Source organism: Acinetobacter sp. GXMZU3951, from assembly GCF_054457875.1.
This window is the reverse complement of record NZ_JBTLFO010000008.1, coordinates 166,564-189,976: the sequence shown is the minus strand read 5'-3', so window position 1 is coordinate 189,976 and position 23,413 is coordinate 166,564. Positions and strand designations below refer to the sequence as shown.

Here is a 23,413-nt window from a genome sequence, read left to right as displayed (position 1 = left end):
CTCTTAGCGCTGATGGTAGTGTGGGGTTACCCATGTGAGAGTAAGTCATCGCCAGCTCATTAATTCTAAACACCCCCTGTTAATCAACAGGGGGTGTTTTTTTATGTGCGGGAAATAAGGAAAATAATCAAATTAAGAAGAATTAAAAATAAATAGATAAGTGCTAATTTGTGCTGAATTATAAGTATGATAAGTACATTCATTATTACAATTATAAATAGAGGTAAATCGTGCTCAATACCCTATTACAACTTTTCGGTGGCATTGGCTTATTCTTGCTTGGCATGAATTTAATGACGGACAGCCTGAAAGCACTTGCAGGAGAGGCTTTAAGACGATGGCTGATTCGCTTTACTGATGCACCGTTAAAATCGATGTTTTCTGGCATGACGATAACCATGGTGGTGCAGTCCTCTACGGCTACGACCTTGGCAACGATTGGTTTTGTCAGTGCAGGGGTCTTAACATTTAGTCATGCGATTGGAGTGATTATCGGAGCCAATATTGGTACAACCAGTACAGGCTGGATGGTGGCTTTATTGGGCTTAAAATTTTCTATCGCGAAACTTGCTTTACCGTTAATTGCATTCGGTGCACTGCTGAAACTATTAGCCAAGGATCAACTGGCGTTATTGGGGATGAGCATCGCTGGATTTGGCTTATTATTTTTTGGGATTGATATCTTACAGCAAGCGATGGCTGGTGTTGCTGCTACAGTCGATTTAAGTCAGTGGTCTGCAGAAAGCCTATTCAGTCGTCTATTTTTGGTACTGATTGGTTTCACGATGACAATTTTATTGCAATCATCTAGTGCCGCAATTACCGCAACTTTAGCAGCCTTAGCCAGTCAAGCGATTAATCTAGAACAAACCTTAACTCTGGTGATTGGTCAAAATATTGGTACAGTCGTAACGGCAATTTTAGCTGCGATTGGGGCGACCACCAGTGCGAAGCGTACAGCAGCGGTGCATGTGATTTTTAACGTGGTGACAGCGGTCTTTGCGTTTACCCTGTTGTCCCCTGGATTTTTATGGCTTTATCAACATGTCCCATTGATCCATTCGATTGATCAAGTTTTGATAGTTGCGGCATTTCACACTTGTTTTAGTTTACTTGGTGCTTTAATTTTTATGCCTTTTATTCATGCGTTTGAGCAGATATTGGTCAAACTGTTGCCTGAACATGAGGTCTCTTTAACACGTTATCTGGACGATTCTCTTTATAGTGTACCCGCACTGGCAATTGCTGCTACTGAACGAGTACTCCTGCATTCCATCGCTGATATTTATCGTCTTTTTATTAAATTTATTCGTGGTGAGATTGTCACACCTATGATTAATACCAATGAATTAGATAGCACGTTGAAAACCGTTGAATCATATTTAAATGAGATGTCGGTGCCACAATCTTCAGCGGATCAACAGCATTTAATTCTCTTACTGCGCTTGATGGTATACACCAGAGTCTTACGGAATGACTTAAAAGAAGTAACGCAAATCGATTTATTAAAGAAGCAGCAGATTTTACAAGAGTTACCGTTGGCTTTGGCCGAGCATTTAGAAAAGCAAATTGCATATTTACAGACTGAGCCATTCGCTAAATTCCCAGTCGATTTGGTCAATGAATTGGTTGGTTTGGAGCAATCAAGTAATGAGCAACAAGTCTTTTTAAGACAAAAAATTATGCATGCCTCTGTTAACCATCAGCTGACGGCTGCTCAAACCTTAGATTTACTTGCGGCACAGCGTTGGATTGTACATTTAATTGCACATACTCAGCGGGTTACACTTTTGTTAAAGCAGGATGCGGAATCCACTACAGATTAGCATTGAGCTGCCGTCGAGCATGTTTTAAGGCAGTACGTAAGCCTTCTTCTAGAGTGGGATGGTAAAAAGGCTTTTTGAGGAGCTGGTCGAGATCAGTTCCTTCAGCAATCATCCAAGCCAAGAGATGGGCCAAGTGTTCAGCGGAAGGGATAAAGAGCTCAGCACCTAATAGCTGTTGTGTTTCAGCATGGATGTAAACCTCGATAGCACCCTGATTTTTACCCAGAACCATGGCACGACCTTGACGCTCAAAGGATGCTGTTCCGACAACAAAGGGCATATTCTTATTTTGTAGTTGTTTAAAACTTTGTCCTACTATGGCCATTTCTGGTTCGCAAAAAACAATACCGATTGGTGTCAATGGTTGAGTATACTTAAGTTCAGGCTTTAAACAGTTGCGCACAGCTTGACGACCATCATGGGCAGCTTCATGTTGAATCGGAGTCGTAGTGTGAGCATCGCCTGCTATAAATATAGGATATGAACCTAATTGTTTGGTTTCGGGATCTATGGGTAAGTGCTTAATGTCAATAAATTCAGGGTTAATCCTGTCTAGTGCCAAAGACTCTAATAAGCTGTGACGACCCGTAGCGACCAGTAAATAATCCACCATCAGTTGGTGTTCTTGTTCATGCTGTTGATAGCTTAATTGCACGCCTTTAATGGTGTTTCGCACTTGATGAGGTAATACCTCAAACTTGATGTCTAGTTCCTGACTTATAATATCTTGCGCCTGTTGTTGTAGATGTGGGCTTGTTAGCGTTCCTACTTTTCTACTGCGGGCAAAAATAGTGGTTTGAACCTGAAGTCGTTGTAAGGCTTGAGCCAATTCTAGGGCAATTACACCGCTCCCTATGACTGCAATAGAGCGCGGTAAATGTTCTAATTCGAAAATTTCATCCGAAGTGATCAGTTTTGAGTCAAGTTCCTTTTTCCACTCTGGATTTATACTAGGGCTAGAACCTACAGCCAGTACGAAGCTTTTTGCTTGATAGTGTTGTTGATTGACTTCAATCGTTGTTGCATTAATAAAATGGGCATGACCCGTTATTTTATGTGTGGCTTCCCAGCGTGCAACATCTTTTAACGTGGCTGCAGTAAAACGATCTCTTAATTGTCTGACATGTGACATGACGTGGCGGGTATCCACATCTAATTGAGCATGTACACCGACCTTGTTAAGACATTGAGCATCATGTAATTGGTTTGCAGCACTGATCAGTATTTTACTGGGCATACAGCCGACACGCGCACAGGTTGTATCCCAATATCCGGCATTAATAATTAGAATATTTGAGGTATGTTTGATTGCTTCTTTATATGCGGCTTGTCCTGCTGTGCCTGCACCAATAATAATTATGTCGTACATTGTTTAGCCTTTATAGAAACAGTGTAAACAAATCCTTATAAAATGATTTGTTTACACTTTTATTTAGGAGTTAGAATTTCACTCCTTGGGGTTTTGTTAATGTTGTTTCTATTACGCCATTACGATTAATTGACTGACCTTCGAACGTAATTTCATTAAATACATGCTTAAATTTGAGTATTTCACCATTTAAAGCATTTTTGAAAGTAAAAATATTATTTCCTTCTAAATATATACTGCCCGTGAAACTTTGAGTATTAGAGGAAGGCACTTCATTTTCAATACGGGTGCCAGAAAGTGCGGTTACACTTGGGATATTTAAGATTTGAACTCCTGAGGTGCTTTTTCTAAAGGTCGCTAAACTGTTGCTATCCCCAGGCACTGAATTAATTGTAAAAGAAACAGGCTCGACTTCAGGTGTATTTGGATTGTCATTGATTAAAACATCAAAACCTGAGTTATTTTGTAAAACATATAAATCACCTTCAGTTGAGGTTGGGTCTTTATAAATACTCAAAGCACCCTTAGTTTCACTGGTCTGGTCGGCATAAGTAATAGTTACTTGGTAGTTAGTATCAGCTTCATTCATGGAAACAATTCTAACTTGGTCTTCTTGGCTTAAGCCCCAAGATTGTTTATACGGATAACCAAAAACGCCAGTCACCCAAATATCATTATACTTCTTATCTGCATTTTGATTATCAAAAATGATAATCATGGTTTTACCAGTGTAATGATCAATTTGCTCAACTGATAGCTTCATTCCAGAAATTTCATCATCATTAACATCAAAATCCCAGTTTTGATATTTATTCGCAGTGATTGGATTTAAGACTGCTTTAATTTTGGTATCACCATATAAAATATAACAACCAGTATTTGCATATTGACCTGAATCCATGCACTTTTCACGGTATTCGAAGTTACTGTTATCTGCATCAAATGCCTTTTTAGCATCTATTGCTAATTGTAGTGGTCCTTGAGAAAATGTATCCATGGCATGATCAATATATCCTTTCGATGTTGTTACATCATTAGGATCATAATTGCCAAATAAATATTGTCCTTCTTGTTTTAATAGGGAAAGTGTTTCTGCAGCAGTAGTATTCTCTGTTGTAGGTGTGTCCGTATTATTATCCGTAGTATTGGAAGTGCTATAATAACCGTCACTTCCTCCACCGCCACAAGCATAAAGTAAACTTGTTAATGAAAGGACAAGAACCCCTTTTAATGATTTCATCAAAAATACCCTCTAAATTATGTATCATTATTTATAAAGAATTGAAGCGAAACGATAGCATATTTAGAATGATAAATAAAAAGAGCAGCTTGATTATATAGCCGTTCCTACACTCACACCCACCGTAGGGCGTATATCCATTGAGCTACATGCAGCCAACAGAAAAGTGAAAATCAGAATCGTCATCAGTTTAGTCACGTAATAATCCTTGTTTTTTGGCCTGAAGAAAGAGTTCACTAGAACGGTATCCACTCTTACAGATCATTAAAATTGGTTTGGGCAGCTCGTTATAATATTTGGCAAATTCAATAATATCTGTTTGGCTAACTTGTGCTGTTTCAATCGGCTGATAAATCACACTCACATGTGCTTGCTCAGCAATACTCCGTAATTGACTCACGCTAATAGTATTACCTTGCTCTTGATCAGGACGATTGACAATTACAGATTTAAATCCTTGCTGAAGCAACAGTCGAAATGTTTTACTGTCAAGCTGGCCTGAAACCGTAAGATTTTCATTTAGAACTTGAGGATTGGGTGCTTTTTGAGCAAAGAGAGCGGTATTAAAAATTAAGCTGCTTCCGAACAGGCAAGCAGCCATGAATCGCTTAGTCATCTAGCAAATCCATTTGTTTTGCTAATTGATATAAATTATTCGAGCGGTTACCCGTGCGGCAGAACATTAATACCGGCTTAGGTAATTCATTATAGTGATTGGCAAAGGTGCGCACATCTAACTCGGTGATTTGACCAGCAACGACAGGTTGGTAAACATAATCGAGTCCAGCTTCGCGAGCCGCTTCTTCAATTTGAGCACTGGTGGGTTGCTCAGGTCCGCCTTCCATGTCTGGGCGGTTATTGATAATCGATTTAAAGCCTTTCTCGACAACCTGTTCAACATGTTCAGGACCAATTTGACCTGCGAAGCCTACATTTTCACTCATTGTGTCACTCCATCATCCAATTAAACACGATATGCTTTATGATAGCATTAAGCTGAATCGACAGTTTAATCCATTGAAATTTTTATAAACGATTACAACCATAAAATAACGTACTGGAGCGCGTATGCACGCTTATACGGTCGAACCTTTATATGTCAAAAGTGGTCAAGAGGTACTGGCGGCTGATTTTTATCGGCCTAAAACTGTACCCAAGCCTGCAGTCATTTTAATGGCACATGGTTTGGCTGGATTACGACAATTCAAATTGGTGCAATATGCGAAGCAGTTTGCTCAGGCGGGTTATGCCGTGGTGTTATTTGACTATCGCTACTGGGGTGGGAGCACGGGGCGACCGCGTGAACTGGTTTCGATTAAATCACAGTTAGAAGATTGGAAGACCATGATTGCACATGTGCAAGAAAGGAAATCGATTGATCCGCGTCGCATGATTCTTTGGGGCACTGGTCTGAGCGGAGGATATGTACTGAGTCTTGCTAGTGAATTAAAAAATATTCAAGCGGTGATGGTACAAGTTCCCATGGTGGATGGGGGAGAGTTAGCAAAGCTTTATCCGATTCCACAATTGTCTAAAGCGTTAAAAATTTCAAGTCAGGATTATATGGGCGCAAAAGTGGGGATGAGTGCGAAAACCATGCCTGTGGTCAGTTTGCATGATTTAAGCTTTATGCCGACAGAAGACAGTTATGCGGGATATTCATCGATTGTACATCCGGATTGTTATTGGAGTGGTGAAATTCCAGCACGGGTGTTCTTTAATTTAATTCGCTATCGCCCCATTCAGGAAGTCCGTAAAATTAATGTGCCTGTGTTATTTATTGCGGCTAAAGAAGACAGTCTTATGCCGATAGCATCGAGTCGCGAAGCGGCAACCAATATAGCCCCATTTGTACAATATTATGAATGGGATATGAAACATTTTGATATTTATCATCATCCATGGTTTGAAAAAGCCATTTCGACCCAATTAGAATTCTTACACCAACACATTGGAGTCAGCTCATGATTATTGTATGCCCCTCTTGTTTCGCGAAAAATCGGGTCCCTGAAGAAAAAATAGAAGCACAGCCGAGCTGTGGTCAGTGCCATCAGCCTCTGATTCCCTTAGCACCGATTGATTTGAATGAGCAAAATTTTAGTCAGTTTATCATGCACAGTGATTTACCTATTTTGATTGATTTATGGGCAGAGTGGTGCGGACCGTGTAAAATGATGGCTCCTCATTTCTCAGCCGTGGCAAAACAGAACCCTCGTGTGATTTTTGCCAAAATTAATACTGAAGAGTCTCCTCGTTTGAGCAGTGCATTCCATGTGCGTAGTATTCCAACACTGGTGTTGATGAATAAAACCAATGAAATTGCTAGAATAAGCGGTGCGCTAAGATCGAGTGAACTACAACAGTGGCTGGATCAACATTTAAATGTCTAATGCCTAGTCAAAGCATAATAGGCTTGGAGAAACCGTGTCAGATATTCATGTAAAACCAGAAGGGACGTTGTCTCTTCAAACCATCGCGATGCCAGCAGATACCAACTGGAGTGGTGATGTTTTTGGTGGCTGGATTGTGTCACAAATGGACTTGGCAGGAGCAATCCACGCAGAACGCTTTAGTAAAGGGCGCTGTGCAACAATTTCAATTAATCAAATGACTTTTCTGGTTCCAGTCAAAGTTGGGGATGTGATTAGTTGCTATACCAAAATTTTAAAAGTCGGCAATACTTCGATTCAAATGCAAATTGAAGTCTGGGACAGCCATGACAGTTCTCGTGAAGCCAAACGGGTGACGGAAGGGGTATTTACCTTTGTTGCGGTCGATGTTAAAGGCAACAAGCGTCAGATTCCAGAAGAAGTGAAACAGAAGTTTATGAATACTCAATCGGCTTAAGTTTCAATAAAAAAACCAGCAATTTGCTGGTTTTTTTTGCATCTAGTCCTAAGCCGACTTGCGTTTAGGCAGCCAAGCCCAAAGCATTTGGCATTGAATCGGTTCATTGCCGGCATCGTCAATCACGGTGACCGGTATCAGCAATTCGCCTTTTTCCTGCTCGGCAATAAACTTTTGTTGTTCTGGGCTTAAACTGGCCGTGGCAGTAAGCCCACCTTGAGCCACTTTTAAATAGTCGACATGTAAGCTCTTAATCAACAAAATACGATTATCTGGTACATGTAAACCGGTTAAAAATCCTGTCGCAGTCTCAGCCAATAACGCCATCGCCGCCGCATGTACCCCTTTAATATGGTTTTGCATATTGCGTTGATTTTCAATACGCACCACCACATGGTGTTGATCGACTGCTAGATAACGAATGTTGGCTGTACCGACCATCGGCACAATACGACCAAAGGCTTTACTCCAAAGAGTACTTCGAATCCCTTGTGGAAATTTGGAAGTGGCTTTGACTAGTTTGGATAAACGATTGCCTTGGGTCATATCATGCCTCTAGAGGTTTGATGGCTTCACATTAGTCTTTAAAGTTATTAAATTGCAATGGAAGTCCAAATTGTTGTTCACGCAGGAAATTCATTACTTGCTGTAATGTATCGCGCTTTTTATCGGTCACACGAATTTTGTCACCTTGAATAGATGATTGCACTTTAATGCCGCTTTCTTTAATGGCTTTATTAATTTTTTTCGCAGTATCAGAGTCAAGACCGTCTTTCAACTTGATGACTTGAACCACATTTTTCCCTGAAGCCGTTGCTTTTTGTGGGTCAAGTGCTTGTACATCCACTTTTCGCTTATAGAAATGATTTTCCAGCATGTTATACACTTGTTCACATTGGAAGTCGCTTTCGGTACTGATTTTAATTTCTTTAGATTTTTCATTAAGTTCAATTGAAACATCTTGTCCGCGGAAGTCAAAACGTGTGGCAATTTCTTTTTGCGTGTTTTGAACCGCATGATTTACTTCAAAAATCTCTAATTCTGAAACAATATCGAAAGATGGCATAGAATAGACCTTTACAAATGGAAAGAATATCTGAGATGCTAGGGATGTTTTCTTCATTTGCCAAGTGTTGTTTACATCAAAGGAGTGCGCAATGATCCGTAAACAAGAAATTACAACATTTGAGTTCCCAGAAGATGCCATCATCTGGGATGTCCGTGACGCAAGTGCTTATGCTGAAGCCCATGTAAAGGGTGCTGTTAATCAGCCAATTACGGGCTTGTCAGCAGACTGTTTGACTCAGGTGTCTGCGGATCAGCCGATTTATATTCTGTGTGGCGGTGGTAGTAAAGCACCTCGTGCTGCGGAATTGCTAGATGGTTTTGATGCTTCTCGTGAATACGTTATATTAATGGGAGGTACCCGAGCAGCACGTGATGCGGGGTTGCCTTTAGTACAAGGAACCTGATCAAAAAAAGCGCCTTCTGGCGCTTTTTTCGTAAATGAAGAAGAACAGCAGTATTCTCAAACAATCAGATCAACTTTTAGCTTGCGCATGGGGCTGAGCTTTAAAATAAGGCTTTTTCGCTTTAGGTTTTTTCATAAAACGCTGAATATGCAGTTTTTGTAACAGTTGACGTGGAACAGGGCACACTTCTGACAGAATTTGGGCTGCCAAAATTTCACTGCACAGCGGTGCAAACAGGAAACCTTTCGATCCCAAGCCTGCCAAACTGTAAATTTCACTAGATTCATCCAAACGTCCCAACACGGGGAAATAATCCTGAGTTTGTGCTCTTACAGAAGCTCGGCCTTGCCAAGTTGAGGTTGGTGGCAGGGATTGTGCATAATTTGGGAAGACACTGTGGATAAGATTAAAGTTATGCACATGGTCTTCAGCCAAGACCTCATCATCCTCCCGATTCGGATAAAAAGATGCGCCAAGAATCAAGTGATCCGGGTCAAGCTGCATGCAATAGCCACCATAGCTATAGGCTTGCTCGCTCGCTAAGGGTTGGGTTGGATTATTGAGCCAGCTGACCTGACCGCGAATTGGTTTGAGGAGCGGATACTGTTCAAAAAAGGCTTGGCTTTGTCGTGCACAGCACACAATCACATGATCAAAATCACCTAAACACTGATCTTGGGTATCGAACACTTGTACAGTGTGATCGGTTAGGAAATTTTTAACCGTAGCTTGCTGAAATTGAATGAGAGGATGTTGCAGAATCTGATCGCGTAGAGCATGTGGAGAAACTACCCCTGCTTGCAAGAGATTTAAGCTTGGAAACTGGGTTTCGAGTAGGCTGTCTTCAGCGCTTGAACGACCAAGTACCTGTTCAGGATATTCATTGGCTAAAGAGAGTAAATCTTCGGCATTTTTTAAGGCCATTTGATTGACTTGTATTGGGCGGAAAGCCTGAAACTGAGCATAGTGGCGTAGTGCATGTTGCCAAGCCAAGGTCATCAAATGTTCATGGCTTTGCTCAATCGGGCACAGTTTGGGATTGAGTAAAGCTAGGGGATTGCCTGACCCGCCTGCGAGTGGCGCAGTTTGGTCATAGATGCTTACCGAATGTCCACGCTGAGCAAATGCCCAAGCACAGCTTAAACCTGCAATGCCCGCACCAATCACCGCAATATGACGCTGTTTATGGCTGTTAGAACCCATAGAGGGTATCACCACCTGCTCTGATAATTGGCTATGCTGATCGGGTTCAGGTGCCATCCAGCAGGCTTTAAGCATTTCCCGTTTATGTCCAAACCCGCGTGGGCGAGTAATCTGGATGCCGTGTTGCTTAAGTCCACGTTTAAGCACGCCTGCGACACTAAATGAGGCAAAGGTCGTGCCATAGTCCGACAGTCGCACGATATGATTCAAGACCTGTTCTTGCCACATGTCGGGATTACAGGAAGGCGCAAAGCCATCTAAAAACCAAGCATTAATGGGATGAATTTTTTCCATGACGGGAAAAACATCGTGTGCGTCCCCTAGCCAAAGATCGAGGCTAAAGCGTTCTTCAGGAAAATTAAGGCGATGGCAGCCTGCGAGCGGCAAAGGATAGTGTTGAATCAGTTGATCTGCCAACGGTTTTAGCTCAGGCCAAGCATTCAATGCACGAATTAAATCTGACTTGGACAGTGGAAACTTTTCTACACTGATGGCATGCAGATGGCTGTGATTATCGGGACGGCAGTGTTGCCACATCTGCCAGAGTGCCAATATATTTAAGCCTGTGCCAAAGCCCGTTTCACCCACAGCAAAATATTCATAAGGCTGTAAATTTGCCAAACGCGGGGCAAGATCATTGCCGGCTAAAAAGACATGACGTGTTTCGAGTAATCCATTATCTTTGGAAAAATAGACATCGCCAAACTGTTTAGACACCGGTACATCAATACCATCCACATGATGCCAATCGAGATCAGCCGTCTGTATAGCGTGAGACAAAAGCAACAACCTTTAAGTGAAATCGAAATAAATTACCATTGGCGACGACGTTTGGTATGGACATAACTGGCAATTAAGAAGCCGAGTAGTACGCCCACGGCAAGGGTTACCGCACCATAGATAAACATTTGGGCACTGCGTTCACTTTGTAACACCTGAACCTGCACCCCTAAATTGTCATTTTTTAACTGCAATTCTTGATTTTGCGTCAGGGCTTCTAAATTGGCCTTTTCCAACTGTTGTAAACGCATGGATTGGTCTTTGACTAAGGCCTTGATTTTTAAGTCTTGTAAGGCTTTATTCTTGGCAATTTGTTCTGCGGTCAGGGGTTGAGCATCTTGTGGTTGTCCTGTTGGATTCACGGTTGCCACGGCAGGAATGACACGGGGTTTGTCCGCAGGAAGAGTGGGTGGCGCTGTTGGAGCAGGTGCAGCAGGCGCTACAGCAGGAGCAGGAGAAGTTGTTGCAGGTTCGACTGCCCAAGCAGCAGAACACAGTAAAGTAAGACCCAGTAAACTAGGAACAACAGCGCGCATGAATTTTATCCTTTAGGAAACGCTTTGTTAAAAGGTTTAACTTCAATTTGAGCATAGACACCTTCTTTTAAGAAAGGCTCATCTTGTAGCCATGCATCAAGTGCTTCACGGCTATCGAAGTCGACAATAATGGTACTGCCGTAAAAGCCAGCTTGAGGATTACTTGGATCTTTAGGCATGGCACCGGCCACAATCAGGCGACCTTCCGCATCTAATTTTTCTAAACGTTCTAGATGTTGAGGGCGTACTGCAAGACGTTTTTCTACGGTACCTTCTTGATCGGTACAGGTCACAACAAATAATGGCATGATGATTCTCTGTGCGTTAATCGAATATTAATCTTCAGAAGACTTAAAGTATTTACGTAATACAATAAACTGGATAATGATAAAGGAAAACATCACCAGCATGTCACCAAAAGCGGTAAATTCGCCCCAATATTTTCCGTTCATAAATAAGAAGGCGAAAAAGACATGTAAACCCGACATCACCGCAAACATGGCTGCCCAGGCATAGTTCAGTCGCTTCCAGCCTTGTTCACCCAAATTAAAAATCGGGGCAAATAAACGTTTAATTAGCGGGGTACGATCCTTACTAAAATAAGGCGATAAGAGGAAGGCACCAGCAAACACCATGTTCAAAATAGCGGCTTTTAAACGAATATAAAAATCATCACTCAACATCAGGGTGATGCCGCCAAAAATCACCGTCATAAACAACACAATCCATTGTTGCTTATCCAAACGGAATTTTTGCATGATGAACAGCGCACCATAAACCACCAGCATGGAAAGAATTAAGCCTGTGGTTGCCACCAAGATATTATTATTGTCGACACCACCTGCTGAACCAATTAATTGTAGTAAAGGATGCTGAGTGTCTTTTGGATCTACCGTCTTATATAAATAAAAGAAAATAATGAGTGGCACAAAGTCTAAAAGTGCTTTCATGTTAGAGTATCTGAATCTGTTTAAGAAAGTGGCTTAGTATAAGTGATGCTTGGCGTAGATTTACATACACACAGTAATATTTCTGATGGAACTTTGTCACCAGAGCAGTTGGTGCATGCCGCGCATGAAAAAGGCATCCATACGCTGGCATTGACCGATCACGATACGATGGACGGTTTAGTTGTGGCTGAGCAAATTGCACAAGGCTATGACATCAAGTTGATTTCAGGCGTCGAGATTTCCAGTCAATGGTCACGTCCCGCCACCAAGAAAAGCTACAGTGTGCATATTGTGGCATTAAACATGCAGCAGCCTGCGCCGTTATTGGCGGTCTTGCAACAACAAAAACAGATCCGTGCCCAACGTGCCGAGCAGATTTGCAGTTTACTGACGCCATTGATTGGTCAGGATATTTATGTCGATGTCTTGGCTAAAGTGGAAGGCGAAGCTGACCGGATTACCCGAACCCATATTGCCAAAACCTTGGTCGAAAAGGGCATTGTGAGCCGGGTACAGCAAGCGTTCGATAAATATATTAAAGAAGGCAAAAAAGCCTATGTGAAGTTTGATGGACTCGGGCTGCAAGAAACCATTCAAGCGATTCATGCCAGTCAGGGTTTTGCGGTATTGGCGCATCCCACGCGTTATGATTTGTCTGCAACCAATGTGCGTTATTTAATTGAATTGTTTGCGCAATCGGGTGGCGATGCCGTGGAGTTGCCACCGCAGATTGATCCTCCTGCAACACGGCAGATGGTCGATCGCATGATTGCAGAACACGGTTTAAAAGTATCCGTGGGTAGTGATTATCATGGTGAAAACATGCCTTGGATTAAACTGGGGCATATTCCTGTGGTCAAGCCGGGGCAAGTTGGGATTTGGGAAAGTTTCGTTTAATTAGGGATGTCGCCCGAGCGTTATTCCAGAAAGAAAAACGCTCGCTGGCTGGGCTGGATGGTTTAAAGCAAATTGTGGTCACGAGCCTGAATCGGTGGCGGGGTCGGTTTACCTAAGGTGCCGAGCAATTCAATCTCAATGGTGCGCACCATGGCATCTAAAGGTAAGTCATTACTTTGTGTGCCGAAGGGCTCTTCAATTTCTGAACTCAAGGCATCTAAACCCAAGAAGGTATAGGCCAAAATACCAACCAAGAGTGGTGTGGCTAAACCGAGTGTTGCCCCTAAACTAAAAGGCAGCATAAAACAGAAAAAATAAACGGTACGGTTAAGTAAAACCGAATAGGCAAAAGGCAGTGGCGTGGTGGCGATGCGATCACAGCCCGTTTGCACTAAACTCATCTCGGCCACATGTTCATTCATTTGCGCATAAATAATATCGGAAATTTCACCTTCTTTTAAGGCTTGCATCAGTTCCCACTGAATTAAACTGAGCGTGTACTGCGGTGCATTGGCCTGTTGATAGAGCTGTGCCAAGGCTTGTGGGCTTAAGCCTGTGGTTTCAGTCAGCTCGGTAGGATTTTCAGTTTGATGGCGAAGGCGGTCACGCAATACATTGGCAAACACAATCACATGCTGAATCACCCGTTCGCGTCGTGCCTGAGTGAGGATTCGGCAGTTGCGGTCAAAATGCCGGGCATTGGCAATGAGCATGCCCCACAGTTTACGGGCTTCCCACCAGCGGTCATAGCAGGCAGTATTTTTAAAACCGAGAAAAATCGACAGCACCACACCAATCAGGGTAAAGCCGACCAAAGGCAATTCGGGGAATTGAAAATAACCAATATGAGATAGACCGCCGACAATGGCGGAAATGAGCATAACCACGCCCAAAGGTGGCAGGACTTTGGGGAGGATGGTACCGCGCCAAGAAAACAGAATTTTAAAGACGTCGGGCTGTTCTCGCACAATCATGTGGTATTTTTCATCGTATATTTTTTGTTGATCTTGTTCTGTCATCTGGCTTTTGTCAATATCTGCTCAATCGCTTTGAGCAGACTTGATCAAGCCCTGTTCAGCAAAGGAAAAACTGCCCGTGGCTGCGATAATACAATGGTCAATTAGCTGGATTTCTAGCAGTTGGCAAGCCTGCTGAATCTGCTGGGTTAAGGTAATATCGGCTGCGGAAGGGCGGGCTTGCCCGAAAGGATGATTATGCGCAATTACAATTGAACTGGCTTGCTGTTGCAGCGCATAACGCAGTAATTGATTCAGCGACACGGAACAGTAGTTGAGTGAACCAAAGAATAACTTTTTAAAGTTCAGTTTACGGAGTTGGCTATCCAAACACAGCACTGCAAATACTTCCTGTGTTTCCCCTAATAATTCAAAGCGCAGATAATCTAAAAGCTGACTGGAGTTTTGCAGCGCGAGGCTTTGTTGCTGTAATTGCTGCGCCACGTAACGCCGTCCCAGTTCTTTGACCGCCATGAGCTGTGAATATTTGCTGGCCCCAATGCCATGAAACTGACTGAGCTGGGGCAGTTCCGCATTCAGAATAGGTGCCAGCCCGCCAAAATGCTGAAGCAGGAGTCTTGCCAGTTCTACGGCAGAATGCTGTTGAGAGCCAGAACGAAGAAAAATCGCCAATAATTCTGCATCTGAAAGGCTATTTGCCCCTTGTTGTAATAAGCGTTCACGAGGACGCTCCTGTTCAGGCCAATGTTTGATCGATAGATTCATTTTTGTTGAGCTTTTTCATGTTTATTATCAAGTTTTACCCCAGTCAGTCACTTGGGTATGCGGATATTTAATGCTATTGTGAGCGCCACTGCAACAGAAAGGTATACTGTTTGTGAGCTTTGATTTAAGTGTAATTCCAAATAAAAACATCATTTTGGCGGTAACAGGCGGTATTGCAGCCTATAAAAGTGCCATTTTAGTTCGTCGTCTCAAGGATCAGGGATTTAATGTGCGTGTGGTGATGACTCAAGGGGCGCAAGCCTTCATTACCCCATTGACCTTTCAGGCCTTGTCAGGCAATCCAGTGCATACGGAATTACTTGATCCTGAAGCAGAAGCAGGCATGGGACACATCGAACTGGCGCGTTGGGCGGACTTGTTGTTGGTTGCTCCTGCCAGTTGCGATACCTTAGCCAAGTTTGCGGCAGGTCTGGCCGATGATTTGCTCAGTACCTTATATCTGGCAACCAAAGCCCCAGTTTGGGTGGCACCGGCCATGAATCAGCAAATGTGGGCCGCCAAAGCCACACAGCGTAATTTAAATACCCTGATTGAAGATGGGGTGCATGTGATTATGCCTGAAGCCGGTTCACAGGCTTGTGGGGATGTTGGTTTAGGGCGTATGCCTGAACCGGAAGATTTGGCTTATCAGGTGACAGAATATTTCCATAAAGCGCAACGTGCCATTGCGGAAAAATTTGGGCTATTGGCCAGTAAACATGTGGTGATTACCGCCGGTCCAACCCGTGAAGCGATTGACCCAGTACGCTATATTTCCAATCACAGTACCGGGAAAATGGGCTTTGCCCTTGCCGCGGCCTGTTATGCTGCGGGTGCCAAAGTTACCTTGATTGCAGGCCCCGTCAGTTTGGATACACCGAATGGCGTGCGTCGTATTAATGTGTCTTCCGCCATTCAGATGTTAAATATCAGTATGCAAATGCTGGAAGAAGGCTGTGATATTTTTATTGCTACAGCTGCGGTAGCGGATTATCGCGTGGCAGAAGTGGCGGAACACAAAATTAAAAAATCAGGGGATGAACTGGATATCGCCTTGGTGAAAAACCCAGATATTGTGGCGACCATCGCGCAGCAACAAAAGCGTCCATTTATGGTGGGCTTTGCAGCAGAAACACGCAATGTTGAGGAATATGCAGCCGGCAAGCTGGTGGCAAAAAAACTGGATATGATTGCATGTAATGATGTGTCACGTGCTGACATTGGTTTTGCATCGGATGAAAATGCCATGACCGTGTTTTTTGCCAATCACTATCACATGGATAAACGTGATTTAGAAAAGGCGTCGAAACAAGAAATTGCCCAACAGCTGGTGGAAGCCATGCACGATGCTTTACAGCATGCTAAAGCATAGAATCTCTGGATTTATTTTTGCAAAATGCAACGAATTCGTTGCATTTTTTATGTATGCTAAACAGCAGCAATCCTGAGTGCATATTTCAACATTTAGCGTATTGGCTGCTCACGAAATAATCTTAGCCACAGTTTTTGATAGGACATCATCATGATTAAAAAAACTTTAGCCACCGTCGTAATGGTTTCATCTTTGGTCTTGAGCAATAGTGTTATGGCTGCAAGTTTGCATGATGACATGGGTACCTTGGGGAAAAATTTTAAAGCCTTTAACCAAGCTTCAACCCCACAAGCGGCAACCAGTGCTTTGAACAATATGCGTAGTGCCGCAGTACATGCCAAGCAATATAAATTGACTGCACATATGGCTGAAAAAGCACCAAGTTCGACGGCTTTATTTGACCAGATTATTGTAGAAATTGACAAAACCAAAGCATTGGTACAAGCAGGCAAATTAGACGAAGCGAAAAAGCAAGGCAAGAAAATTGCCGAGTTACGTGACCAAGGGCATAAGACTTATATGCACCACTGATGTTGATTTAGAATCAGCACGGCTATTCGCTGCTAAAACTGTACCTTCATCGGTACAGTTTTTTTATGTCTGATACGTTAAGGTCGCTACTAGAATTGAGCATGATTCGGATGTGCAGCAGCGGAAAGACTTGCTACAGTGAAATCAGAATTACAGAGGATGAAGGGCGATGTCTGCATCTCAACACTATCAGCGGATTGCGCAGGCGATAGCTTATATACAACAGCATTTTAAGCAGCAGCCGAGTTTAGAGCAGATTGCCGCACATGTGCATTTGAGTCCCGCACACTTTCAACGGCTATTTACAGAATGGGCGGGCACCAGTCCGAAAAAGTTTCTGCAATATTTGAGTCTGGAACATGCCAAATTTTTGTTGCGCTCATCACAGTCAGTTTCGATCTTACACACCAGTGTAGAGACGGGCTTGTCTAGTACTAGCCGACTGCATGATCTTTTTATTCAGATTGAAGGCATGAGCCCTGCAGAATATAAACATGGTGGAGCTGGGCTGACCATTTCTTATAGTTTTGCTGAAACACTGTTTGGTCGGGTTTTGGTGGCCTCCACAAGCAAAGGCGTGTGTGCGTTGTCTTTTGTACAACAAGATGAACACGCCTTACATGAACTGCATGCACAATTCCCGCAGGCGCACTATCAACAGCAGCTGGATGAGCTGCAACAAAAAGCCTTAGCCCTGTTTCAAAGGCAATCTGAATCGCTACAGCAGATTAAGTTGCATTTAAAGGGATCTGAATTTCAGTTAAAAGTCTGGGAAAGTTTATTAACTATTCCACAGGGACAATTGGTCAGTTATGGCAATGTGGCCTGCCATGTGGGTCAGCCTAAAGCCGCGCGTGCCGTAGGGAGTGCGGTGGCGCATAATCCCGTGGCTTTTTTAATTCCGTGTCATCGGGTGATTCAGGCTTCAGGGGTTTTGGGGAATTATCATTGGGGCAGCACCCGTAAAATGGCGATGATGGCTTGGGAAAGTGCGCAAAGCCCTGCCCATCCGGAAGAGGTTTAAATGTCCTTATTTCCTGTTGATTTTGATTCCAGTCTGAACTTGTTGCCTTATGACGGCTGTGTGCAGTATTACGGTCAAATTATGGATCGTGTTTTGGCAGATCATTATTTTCAGCGACTATTAGAAAGCATTGCTTGGCAAAATGATCTGGCAGTGATTTTTGGCAAGACCATTGTCACCAAACGCAAAGTAGCATGGTATGCCGATCAGGCTTTTGATTATACTTATTCTAAAACCACCAAACAGGCGTTGCCATGGACGCCTGAACTATTGGCCTTAAAAGTCTTGGTTGAAGCGAAAACGGGTGAGAAATTTAATGCTTGTTTACTGAATTTGTATCATTCAGGGGAAGAGGGCATGGCATGGCACAGCGATGCCGAACGGGAACTGAAACAGTATGCTGCAATTGCTTCTTTGAGTTTGGGGGCTGAGCGTAAATTTGCTTTTAAGCATAAACGGACGCAAGAAAAAGTTGAGCTGATGTTGGCGCATGGCAGTTTATTGGTGATGAAAGGGCAAACCCAAAGCTATTGGTTGCACCGTTTACCACCGAGCAAAAAAGTGGCTGCTGCACGTATTAATTTGACGTTTAGAATGATGAACGTCGCGCAATAAAAAAGGCTGAATTTAAAATTCAGCCTTTTAATTACTCTGCCATTATCTAGCAGAAAATACCAGCTCTTATGCTTGACCTTCAGCCATAGCTGCTTGAGCGCGTTGCATATTTGCTTCGAACTCAGCATCAAAGTTGATTGGTGTTAACAATAATTGCGGGAAGCTGCCTTTAGTCACCATATCGTTCACCGCTTCACGTAGGAATGGGAACAAAATGTTGGGGCAGTATGCGCCTAAAATGTACGGAAGACGCTCTTCTTCAACGCTATCTACTAAGAAAATACCGGCTTGAGTCACATCAACGATAAATGCGGTATCGCCTGCGTTATTTGCTTGAACAACAACTTTTAAAGACACTTCAAAATGAGTTGGATCAATCTTTTCTGCAGAAGAAGAAAGGTTGATATTCAGTTCTGGCTGCCATTCTTTCGTGAATACTTGCGCACCTGGAACTTCAAAAGAAATGTCTTTAGTGTAAATACGTTCGAGTGCCAATTGTGGTTGAACTTGTTGTTCTTCGCTCATTCTTCAATCCTTAATATAAATTTGAAATATGCTTTATGGTTAAGCCAATAATCCGTCAAGTTTACCCTCACGCTCTAAAGCATAAAGTTGGTCAAACCCGCCAATAAATTGTTCACCAATAAAAATTTGTGGAACAGTACGGTGGTTGGTGCGTTGCATCAGCTCAACACGTACTTCAGGCGCTTCATTGGATAAATTAATTTCTTTATATGCAACGCCTTTACGCTCAAGAAGTTGTTTTGCGCGCACGCAGTAAGGGCATACAGTTGTAGAATAGATCGTTACTTCAGCCATTAGAGTCTCCTTAAGCGATTATTTACTTTTTACCAAAGGTAAGCCTTGCGCTTTCCAGTTACTAATGCCGCCATCTAAACGGTAGCTATCAGCATGACTGACTTGTTGCAAAGCTGAACCTGCGACTTGACCAAGGTTGCAAATAAACACCAGTGGACGTTCTGCCGCTTTTAACTCTTCGACATGACTTGCAATTTGGCTATAAGGAATGTTGCGGCTGCCACTAATATGACCTTCACGAAAGTCTTTGGCATCACGTAAATCAATCAACATGGCATTTTTAGCTTTTACTAAAATACCCAAAGATTGTGGAGAGATTTTGCGACCATTGCGCTGACCTTCTAGAACGAAGAACAACACCACTAATGCCCCCAGCGTGCCAAATAAAAAGGGGTGATTCCCCATAAATTCTAACCAACGTTCCACAAGTCACCTAAATTACAATTCAAAAATTGCCTAGAGTATAGCTGATAAATATGGTGATCAAAATCACCGCTTCAAGGGTAGAGCAGACAGAAAGCCTAATTTTTTTGCTGCGCTTCTGCAATTTCATCCATTAAACGTAAAAAACTGTCTAAACGACGCGGTAAAATTTCACCCTCCTGAGCCGCCAAGCGCAGTGCACATTGTTTCTCATGCTTATGGGTACAGTTACGGAATTGGCAATAGCCCAAACGATTTTGAATTTCGGGGAAGCCTTGCTGCACTTTTTCAGTAGTCAAATGCCATAAACCAAATTCACGAATGCCCGGTGAGTCAATCAGGGAAGCACCCTGACCAAACGGAATTAAGCGGGTTGAGGTGGTGGTATGCTGACCTAATGCCGAGTTTTCAGAAATGATGTTGGTCTTCTGTGCCGCATCGGGAACAATCGCATTAATCAGTGAGCTTTTTCCTACCCCTGACTGTCCAACAAAAGCAACGGTTTCACCTTCTAGACGTTGCGCTAAGGCACTCACATCGGCATCGCCTAAAGACTGGCACTGCATCACTTCATAACCCAAATCTTGATATTCTTTCAGCATGTCCAGAATCGGATCATTTTCTTTGAGTAAATCCGTTTTATTCAATACCAATAAGGCCTGAATATCGGCATCGGCACAGGCCACCAAATAGCGATCAATCAAAGTCGGTGCAGGCTCAGGTAACGGGGAAAACACAATCACAATTAAGCTGATATTGGCCGCCACGGGTTTAACTTTGTGATAGCGGTCAGGACGGGTCAATAAGGAACGACGTGGATGAATGGCGGTAATAATGCCGAGTCCAGTGTTCGGATCGGCTTGCCATTTGACCCGATCTCCCGTGACCAGAAGATCAAGGTTGGTGCGGGTATGGCAGCGCCAGATACTGCCCAATTCAATTGGTTTCCAAAATGGTTCAGGCTCACCCTCGGCTACCGTCGGCTTTTCAGGATGCGTGTCAGGCACTGACAAGGCTTGCACCTCAAGTTGACGACCGTAGTGTTGAACCACCAAGCCTTCTAGATCATTTGAGGTGTCAATTTCTTCTTGACGTGTTTTTTGCTGTTTCTGAATACGACGCTGCTGTTGTTCAGTTAAGCGACGTTTACGAATTAAAGCCATTCATATCCTAAAAAACCATGAATTGAAGATGGCAAAAATAGCATGAAGCGGGGGATGAGTTACAGCATTCAAGGCATTAATTTGCTACTATAAATGTTTTTATAGCCAATAAGATTGCACATTTATGAGCAGCACGCCTGACACTCGCTTGATCTGGATTGACCTTGAAATGACAGGTCTGGATACTGACAACGATCAAATTATTGAAGTTGCAACGATTGTGACGGATGACCATTTAAATATTTTGGCGGAAGGTCCGGTATTGGCTGTGCATCAATCTGACTTAATCCTGAATGCGATGGATGAATGGAATACGCGCCAACATGGTCAGTCAGGTCTGATTGAACGTGTGCGCCGTAGTAAATTGACAGCAAAAGATGCTGAACAGCAAACCATCGAGTTCCTGAAAAAATGGGTGAATCCAAAGAGTTCACCAATGTGCGGGAACTCGATTTGTCAGGATCGTCGTTTCTTGCATCGTTTAATGCCTGAATTGGAACAATACTTCCATTATCGCAATCTGGATGTCTCTTCCGTGAAAGAGTTGGCGAAACGTTGGCGTCCAGAAATTATGAGTGGCTTAAAGAAAAATGCTTCGCATTTGGCCATGGATGATATTCGTGACTCAATTGCGGAACTAAAATATTACCGTGAATATTTTTTCATTATGAATAAAGACTAAAATGAGCTGATAAAAAATGGGGTAAAACACCCCATTTTTTATTTTAGCCTGTAATATTTTTAGGTTATATTTTCTACATCAAATTAGAGGGTGTACCGCTTTAACTAGGTATAAAGCGCAGTACAAATTTATGTTTTTATTCATTTTAAATTATAACAAAGGGTTAAATCATGCAAAGTAATAATCCCATACTCAATCGTGTAGAGGTGTATGCCGACTATAGCCAACCAATGACAGTTCAAGGCGCGATTCAAAAGTCCGTCTTACTGACGGTGATTGCTGCGGTTGTCGGTTTAGGTATTTTCTTCTACAGTTTTATGAGCTTGAATATTTCAATTGCCTATAGCGCTGCCATCGTGGGCGCAATTGGTGGCTTCATTCTCGCACTCATTACCACCTTTAAACCGAATACCGCCAAAACCCTTGCCATTCCTTATGCATTATTTGAAGGTGCTTTTTTAGGTGGGGTTTCGGTCATCTTTCAATTGAAATTCCCAGGTGTGCCTTTACAGGCATTATTGGCCACTTTTGTGACGACCTTGGTGATGTTTAGCTTGTATCGTTTACAGATTGTGCGTGCGACAGAAAAGTTTAAATCGGTGGTGTTGTCTGCCACCATCGCGATTGCGATTGTCTTTGTGGTGCAACTGGTGATGCGTTTGGCCTTTGGTTCGAGTGTGCCTTATATCTTTGAAAGCAACTGGCTTGGTATCGGTTTTGCAGCTTTTGTAGCGGTGATTGCCTCATTGAATCTGATTTTAGATTTCGACTTGATTGAAAGCAGTGCTGCACAGCATGCACCAAAGTCGATGGAATGGTTATCTGCAATTGCTTTATTGGCCACTTTGGTCTGGATGTACTATTCGTTTTTGCGTTTATTGAGCCTGATTCAAGGTGATGATTGATTGCAGTTTGAATCCTTTAATCTTGCTGAGTTTGCTTTCACCCTGCTTTTGCAGGGTGAATTGTTATGAATCTGTGATTTGCTGAAAAAAAGGCGCATTTTGCAATTTTGTTCTGCGGCCAGAGTTGGCATTATTCATCTAAATTATTTTAAGTGAGAGTCACATGTCACAAGGACTACTAGCGGGAAAACGCTTTCTGATTGCGGGTATTGCAAGTAAGTTGTCGATTGCATTTGGTATTGCTCAAGCATTGCATCGTGAAGGTGCGGAATTGGCATTCACCTACCCAAATGAGAAACTCAAAAAACGTGTAGACGAATTTGCTGCGCAATTTGGCTCAACATTGGTGTTTCCTTGTGATGTTGCTGTGGATGCAGAAATTGACCAAGCTTTCGTAGAATTAGCAAAACACTGGGATGGTTTGGATGGTGTGGTGCACTCGATTGGTTTTGCACCAGCGCATACTTTAGATGGCGACTTTACCGATGTTACTGATCGTGAAGGTTTCCGCATTGCACATGACATCAGTGCCTACAGCTTTATTGCTATGGCACGTGCTGCAAAACCATTGCTATTGGCTCGCCAAGGTTGTTTATTGACCTTGACTTACCAAGGTTCTGAGCGTGTGATGCCGAACTACAACGTGATGGGTATGGCGAAGGCTTCTTTAGAAGCTGGCGTACGTTACTTGGCTTCGAGCTTGGGTGCAGAAGGGATTCGTGTCAATGCGATTTCAGCAGGTCCAATCCGTACTTTAGCGGCTTCAGGCATTAAATCATTCCGTAAAATGTTAGATGCGAATGAAAAAATTTCGCCATTAAAACGTAATGTGACCATTGAAGATGTGGGTAATGCGGCATTATTCCTTTGCTCACCATGGGCAAACGGGATTACAGGCGAAATCATGTACGTCGATGCAGGCTTCAATACCGTAGGTATGAGCCCTGACTTGATGGGTGATGACTAATCCTATATAGGGTTGAAAAAAACGGCACTTGAAGTGCCGTTTTTTTATGA

29 protein-coding genes are annotated in these 23,413 nt (G+C 42.9%); 13 read left to right on the top strand and 16 right to left on the bottom strand.

The window, feature by feature from the left end:
- The first annotated feature begins 230 nt into the window (after window positions 1–230).
- Window positions 231–1,826 carry a Na/Pi cotransporter family protein gene (locus ACX17N_RS13235; RefSeq protein WP_458893034.1) on the top strand — a complete coding sequence of 532 codons (1,596 nt, stop codon included), beginning with the start codon at window positions 231–233 and terminating at the stop codon, window positions 1,824–1,826.
- On the opposite strand, the gene ACX17N_RS13230 is transcribed toward ACX17N_RS13235, so the two are convergent.
- The 4 genes from ACX17N_RS13230 to ACX17N_RS13215 all read right to left on the bottom strand — a co-directional run bounded on the left by ACX17N_RS13230 (window position 1,816) and on the right by ACX17N_RS13215 (window position 5,379).
- Window positions 1,816–3,195, bottom strand: a complete 1,380-nt coding sequence (locus ACX17N_RS13230) for a dihydrolipoyl dehydrogenase (protein WP_458893033.1) — start codon at window positions 3,193–3,195, stop codon at window positions 1,816–1,818. The two genes, ACX17N_RS13235 and ACX17N_RS13230, sit on opposite strands and share 11 nt — an antisense overlap.
- A gap of 70 nt (window positions 3,196–3,265) precedes the next feature.
- Window positions 3,266–4,435, bottom strand: a complete 1,170-nt coding sequence (locus tag ACX17N_RS13225) for a hypothetical protein (RefSeq protein ID WP_458893032.1) — start codon at window positions 4,433–4,435, stop codon at window positions 3,266–3,268.
- 190 nt (window positions 4,436–4,625) lie between these two features.
- Window positions 4,626–5,051 carry a protein tyrosine phosphatase family protein gene (locus tag ACX17N_RS13220; protein WP_458893031.1) on the bottom strand — a complete coding sequence of 142 codons (426 nt, stop codon included), beginning with the start codon at window positions 5,049–5,051 and terminating at the stop codon, window positions 4,626–4,628.
- Window positions 5,044–5,379 (bottom strand): protein tyrosine phosphatase family protein, encoded by a 336-nt coding sequence (locus tag ACX17N_RS13215; protein ID WP_458893030.1) that lies wholly within the window; start codon window positions 5,377–5,379, stop codon window positions 5,044–5,046. Before ACX17N_RS13215 ends, ACX17N_RS13220 begins: the two co-directional genes overlap by 8 nt.
- A gap of 124 nt (window positions 5,380–5,503) precedes the next feature.
- Here ACX17N_RS13215 and ACX17N_RS13210 point away from each other — a divergent pair, with 124 nt between their 5' ends.
- The 3 genes from ACX17N_RS13210 to ACX17N_RS13200 all read left to right on the top strand — a co-directional run bounded on the left by ACX17N_RS13210 (window position 5,504) and on the right by ACX17N_RS13200 (window position 7,282).
- The gene (locus ACX17N_RS13210) at window positions 5,504–6,403 is read left to right on the top strand and encodes an alpha/beta hydrolase (protein WP_458893029.1); all 900 of its coding nucleotides are present in this window, start codon (window positions 5,504–5,506) and stop codon (window positions 6,401–6,403) included.
- Entirely contained in the window at window positions 6,400–6,825 is a 426-nt protein-coding gene (gene trxC, locus ACX17N_RS13205; protein WP_458893028.1) for a thioredoxin TrxC, read from the top strand. Before ACX17N_RS13210 ends, trxC begins: the two co-directional genes overlap by 4 nt.
- A gap of 88 nt (window positions 6,826–6,913) precedes the next feature.
- The gene (locus ACX17N_RS13200; protein ID WP_413773013.1) at window positions 6,914–7,282 is read left to right on the top strand and encodes an acyl-CoA thioesterase; all 369 of its coding nucleotides are present in this window, start codon (window positions 6,914–6,916) and stop codon (window positions 7,280–7,282) included.
- Window positions 7,283–7,330: 48 nt separating this feature from the next.
- On the opposite strand, the gene ACX17N_RS13195 is transcribed toward ACX17N_RS13200, so the two are convergent.
- Both ACX17N_RS13195 and ACX17N_RS13190 read right to left on the bottom strand, forming a co-directional pair.
- The gene (locus ACX17N_RS13195) at window positions 7,331–7,828 is read right to left on the bottom strand and encodes a DUF4442 domain-containing protein (RefSeq protein ID WP_458893027.1); all 498 of its coding nucleotides are present in this window, start codon (window positions 7,826–7,828) and stop codon (window positions 7,331–7,333) included.
- Window positions 7,829–7,859: 31 nt separating this feature from the next.
- A complete protein-coding gene (locus ACX17N_RS13190; protein ID WP_100241977.1) occupies window positions 7,860–8,348 on the bottom strand; it encodes a YajQ family cyclic di-GMP-binding protein in 489 nt (162 codons plus the stop codon).
- Between the two features lie 91 nt (window positions 8,349–8,439).
- Between ACX17N_RS13190 and ACX17N_RS13185 the strand changes: the two genes are divergently transcribed.
- Window positions 8,440–8,754, top strand: coding sequence for a rhodanese-like domain-containing protein (locus ACX17N_RS13185; RefSeq protein ID WP_458893026.1), 315 nt, complete (start codon window positions 8,440–8,442; stop codon window positions 8,752–8,754).
- 69 nt (window positions 8,755–8,823) lie between these two features.
- Here ACX17N_RS13185 and mnmC read toward each other — a convergent pair whose 3' ends face one another.
- The 4 genes from mnmC to ACX17N_RS13165 are packed head-to-tail and all read right to left on the bottom strand — an operon-like array spanning window position 8,824 to window position 12,223.
- Entirely contained in the window at window positions 8,824–10,737 is a 1,914-nt protein-coding gene (gene mnmC / locus ACX17N_RS13180; RefSeq protein ID WP_458893025.1) for an FAD-dependent 5-carboxymethylaminomethyl-2-thiouridine(34) oxidoreductase MnmC, read from the bottom strand.
- A 32-nt stretch (window positions 10,738–10,769) separates the two neighbouring features.
- Entirely contained in the window at window positions 10,770–11,273 is a 504-nt protein-coding gene (locus tag ACX17N_RS13175) for a hypothetical protein (RefSeq protein ID WP_458893024.1), read from the bottom strand.
- A gap of 5 nt (window positions 11,274–11,278) precedes the next feature.
- Window positions 11,279–11,581, bottom strand: a complete 303-nt coding sequence (locus tag ACX17N_RS13170; RefSeq protein WP_458893023.1) for a YciI family protein — start codon at window positions 11,579–11,581, stop codon at window positions 11,279–11,281.
- A gap of 27 nt (window positions 11,582–11,608) precedes the next feature.
- The gene (locus ACX17N_RS13165) at window positions 11,609–12,223 is read right to left on the bottom strand and encodes an inner membrane-spanning protein YciB (RefSeq protein WP_100241982.1); all 615 of its coding nucleotides are present in this window, start codon (window positions 12,221–12,223) and stop codon (window positions 11,609–11,611) included.
- Window positions 12,224–12,268: 45 nt separating this feature from the next.
- Here ACX17N_RS13165 and ACX17N_RS13160 point away from each other — a divergent pair, with 45 nt between their 5' ends.
- Window positions 12,269–13,120, top strand: coding sequence for a PHP domain-containing protein (locus ACX17N_RS13160; RefSeq protein WP_458893022.1), 852 nt, complete (start codon window positions 12,269–12,271; stop codon window positions 13,118–13,120).
- 62 nt (window positions 13,121–13,182) lie between these two features.
- Here ACX17N_RS13160 and ACX17N_RS13155 read toward each other — a convergent pair whose 3' ends face one another.
- Entirely contained in the window at window positions 13,183–14,094 is a 912-nt protein-coding gene (locus ACX17N_RS13155) for a bestrophin family protein (RefSeq protein ID WP_458893039.1), read from the bottom strand.
- Window positions 14,095–14,160: 66 nt separating this feature from the next.
- Window positions 14,161–14,862: a RadC family protein gene (gene radC, locus ACX17N_RS13150; RefSeq protein WP_458893021.1), complete on the bottom strand. Its 702-nt coding sequence runs from the start codon at window positions 14,860–14,862 to the stop codon at window positions 14,161–14,163.
- A gap of 112 nt (window positions 14,863–14,974) precedes the next feature.
- Here radC and coaBC point away from each other — a divergent pair, with 112 nt between their 5' ends.
- From coaBC to ACX17N_RS13130, 4 genes are all read left to right on the top strand, one after another.
- On the top strand, window positions 14,975–16,234 hold the full coding sequence (gene coaBC, locus ACX17N_RS13145) for a bifunctional phosphopantothenoylcysteine decarboxylase/phosphopantothenate--cysteine ligase CoaBC (RefSeq protein WP_458893020.1): 1,260 nt from the start codon (window positions 14,975–14,977) through the stop codon (window positions 16,232–16,234).
- 150 nt (window positions 16,235–16,384) lie between these two features.
- The gene (locus ACX17N_RS13140; protein WP_458893019.1) at window positions 16,385–16,765 is read left to right on the top strand and encodes a cytochrome b562; all 381 of its coding nucleotides are present in this window, start codon (window positions 16,385–16,387) and stop codon (window positions 16,763–16,765) included.
- 169 nt (window positions 16,766–16,934) lie between these two features.
- Window positions 16,935–17,789 (top strand): methylated-DNA--[protein]-cysteine S-methyltransferase, encoded by an 855-nt coding sequence (locus ACX17N_RS13135; protein ID WP_458893018.1) that lies wholly within the window; start codon window positions 16,935–16,937, stop codon window positions 17,787–17,789.
- Entirely contained in the window at window positions 17,790–18,404 is a 615-nt protein-coding gene (locus ACX17N_RS13130; protein WP_458893017.1) for an alpha-ketoglutarate-dependent dioxygenase AlkB family protein, read from the top strand.
- A 66-nt stretch (window positions 18,405–18,470) separates the two neighbouring features.
- Here the strand turns inward: ACX17N_RS13130 and secB are convergent, their stop codons facing one another.
- The 4 genes from secB to rsgA all read right to left on the bottom strand — a co-directional run bounded on the left by secB (window position 18,471) and on the right by rsgA (window position 20,809).
- Window positions 18,471–18,929: a protein-export chaperone SecB gene (secB, locus tag ACX17N_RS13125; RefSeq protein ID WP_458893016.1), complete on the bottom strand. Its 459-nt coding sequence runs from the start codon at window positions 18,927–18,929 to the stop codon at window positions 18,471–18,473.
- Window positions 18,930–18,968: 39 nt separating this feature from the next.
- Complete coding sequence (grxC, locus tag ACX17N_RS13120) at window positions 18,969–19,223, bottom strand: glutaredoxin 3 (RefSeq protein ID WP_458893015.1); 255 nt, start codon at window positions 19,221–19,223, stop codon at window positions 18,969–18,971.
- 18 nt (window positions 19,224–19,241) lie between these two features.
- The gene (locus ACX17N_RS13115) at window positions 19,242–19,649 is read right to left on the bottom strand and encodes a rhodanese-like domain-containing protein (protein ID WP_458893014.1); all 408 of its coding nucleotides are present in this window, start codon (window positions 19,647–19,649) and stop codon (window positions 19,242–19,244) included.
- 95 nt (window positions 19,650–19,744) lie between these two features.
- Window positions 19,745–20,809: a small ribosomal subunit biogenesis GTPase RsgA gene (gene rsgA, locus ACX17N_RS13110; RefSeq protein ID WP_458893013.1), complete on the bottom strand. Its 1,065-nt coding sequence runs from the start codon at window positions 20,807–20,809 to the stop codon at window positions 19,745–19,747.
- 124 nt (window positions 20,810–20,933) lie between these two features.
- Here rsgA and orn point away from each other — a divergent pair, with 124 nt between their 5' ends.
- The 3 genes from orn to ACX17N_RS13095 all read left to right on the top strand — a co-directional run bounded on the left by orn (window position 20,934) and on the right by ACX17N_RS13095 (window position 23,363).
- Window positions 20,934–21,491, top strand: coding sequence for an oligoribonuclease (orn, locus tag ACX17N_RS13105; protein ID WP_142767768.1), 558 nt, complete (start codon window positions 20,934–20,936; stop codon window positions 21,489–21,491).
- Between the two features lie 170 nt (window positions 21,492–21,661).
- Window positions 21,662–22,396, top strand: coding sequence for a Bax inhibitor-1/YccA family protein (locus ACX17N_RS13100; protein ID WP_458893012.1), 735 nt, complete (start codon window positions 21,662–21,664; stop codon window positions 22,394–22,396).
- A gap of 163 nt (window positions 22,397–22,559) precedes the next feature.
- On the top strand, window positions 22,560–23,363 hold the full coding sequence (locus ACX17N_RS13095; RefSeq protein WP_458893011.1) for an enoyl-ACP reductase FabI: 804 nt from the start codon (window positions 22,560–22,562) through the stop codon (window positions 23,361–23,363).
- Window positions 23,364–23,413 lie beyond the last annotated feature (50 nt).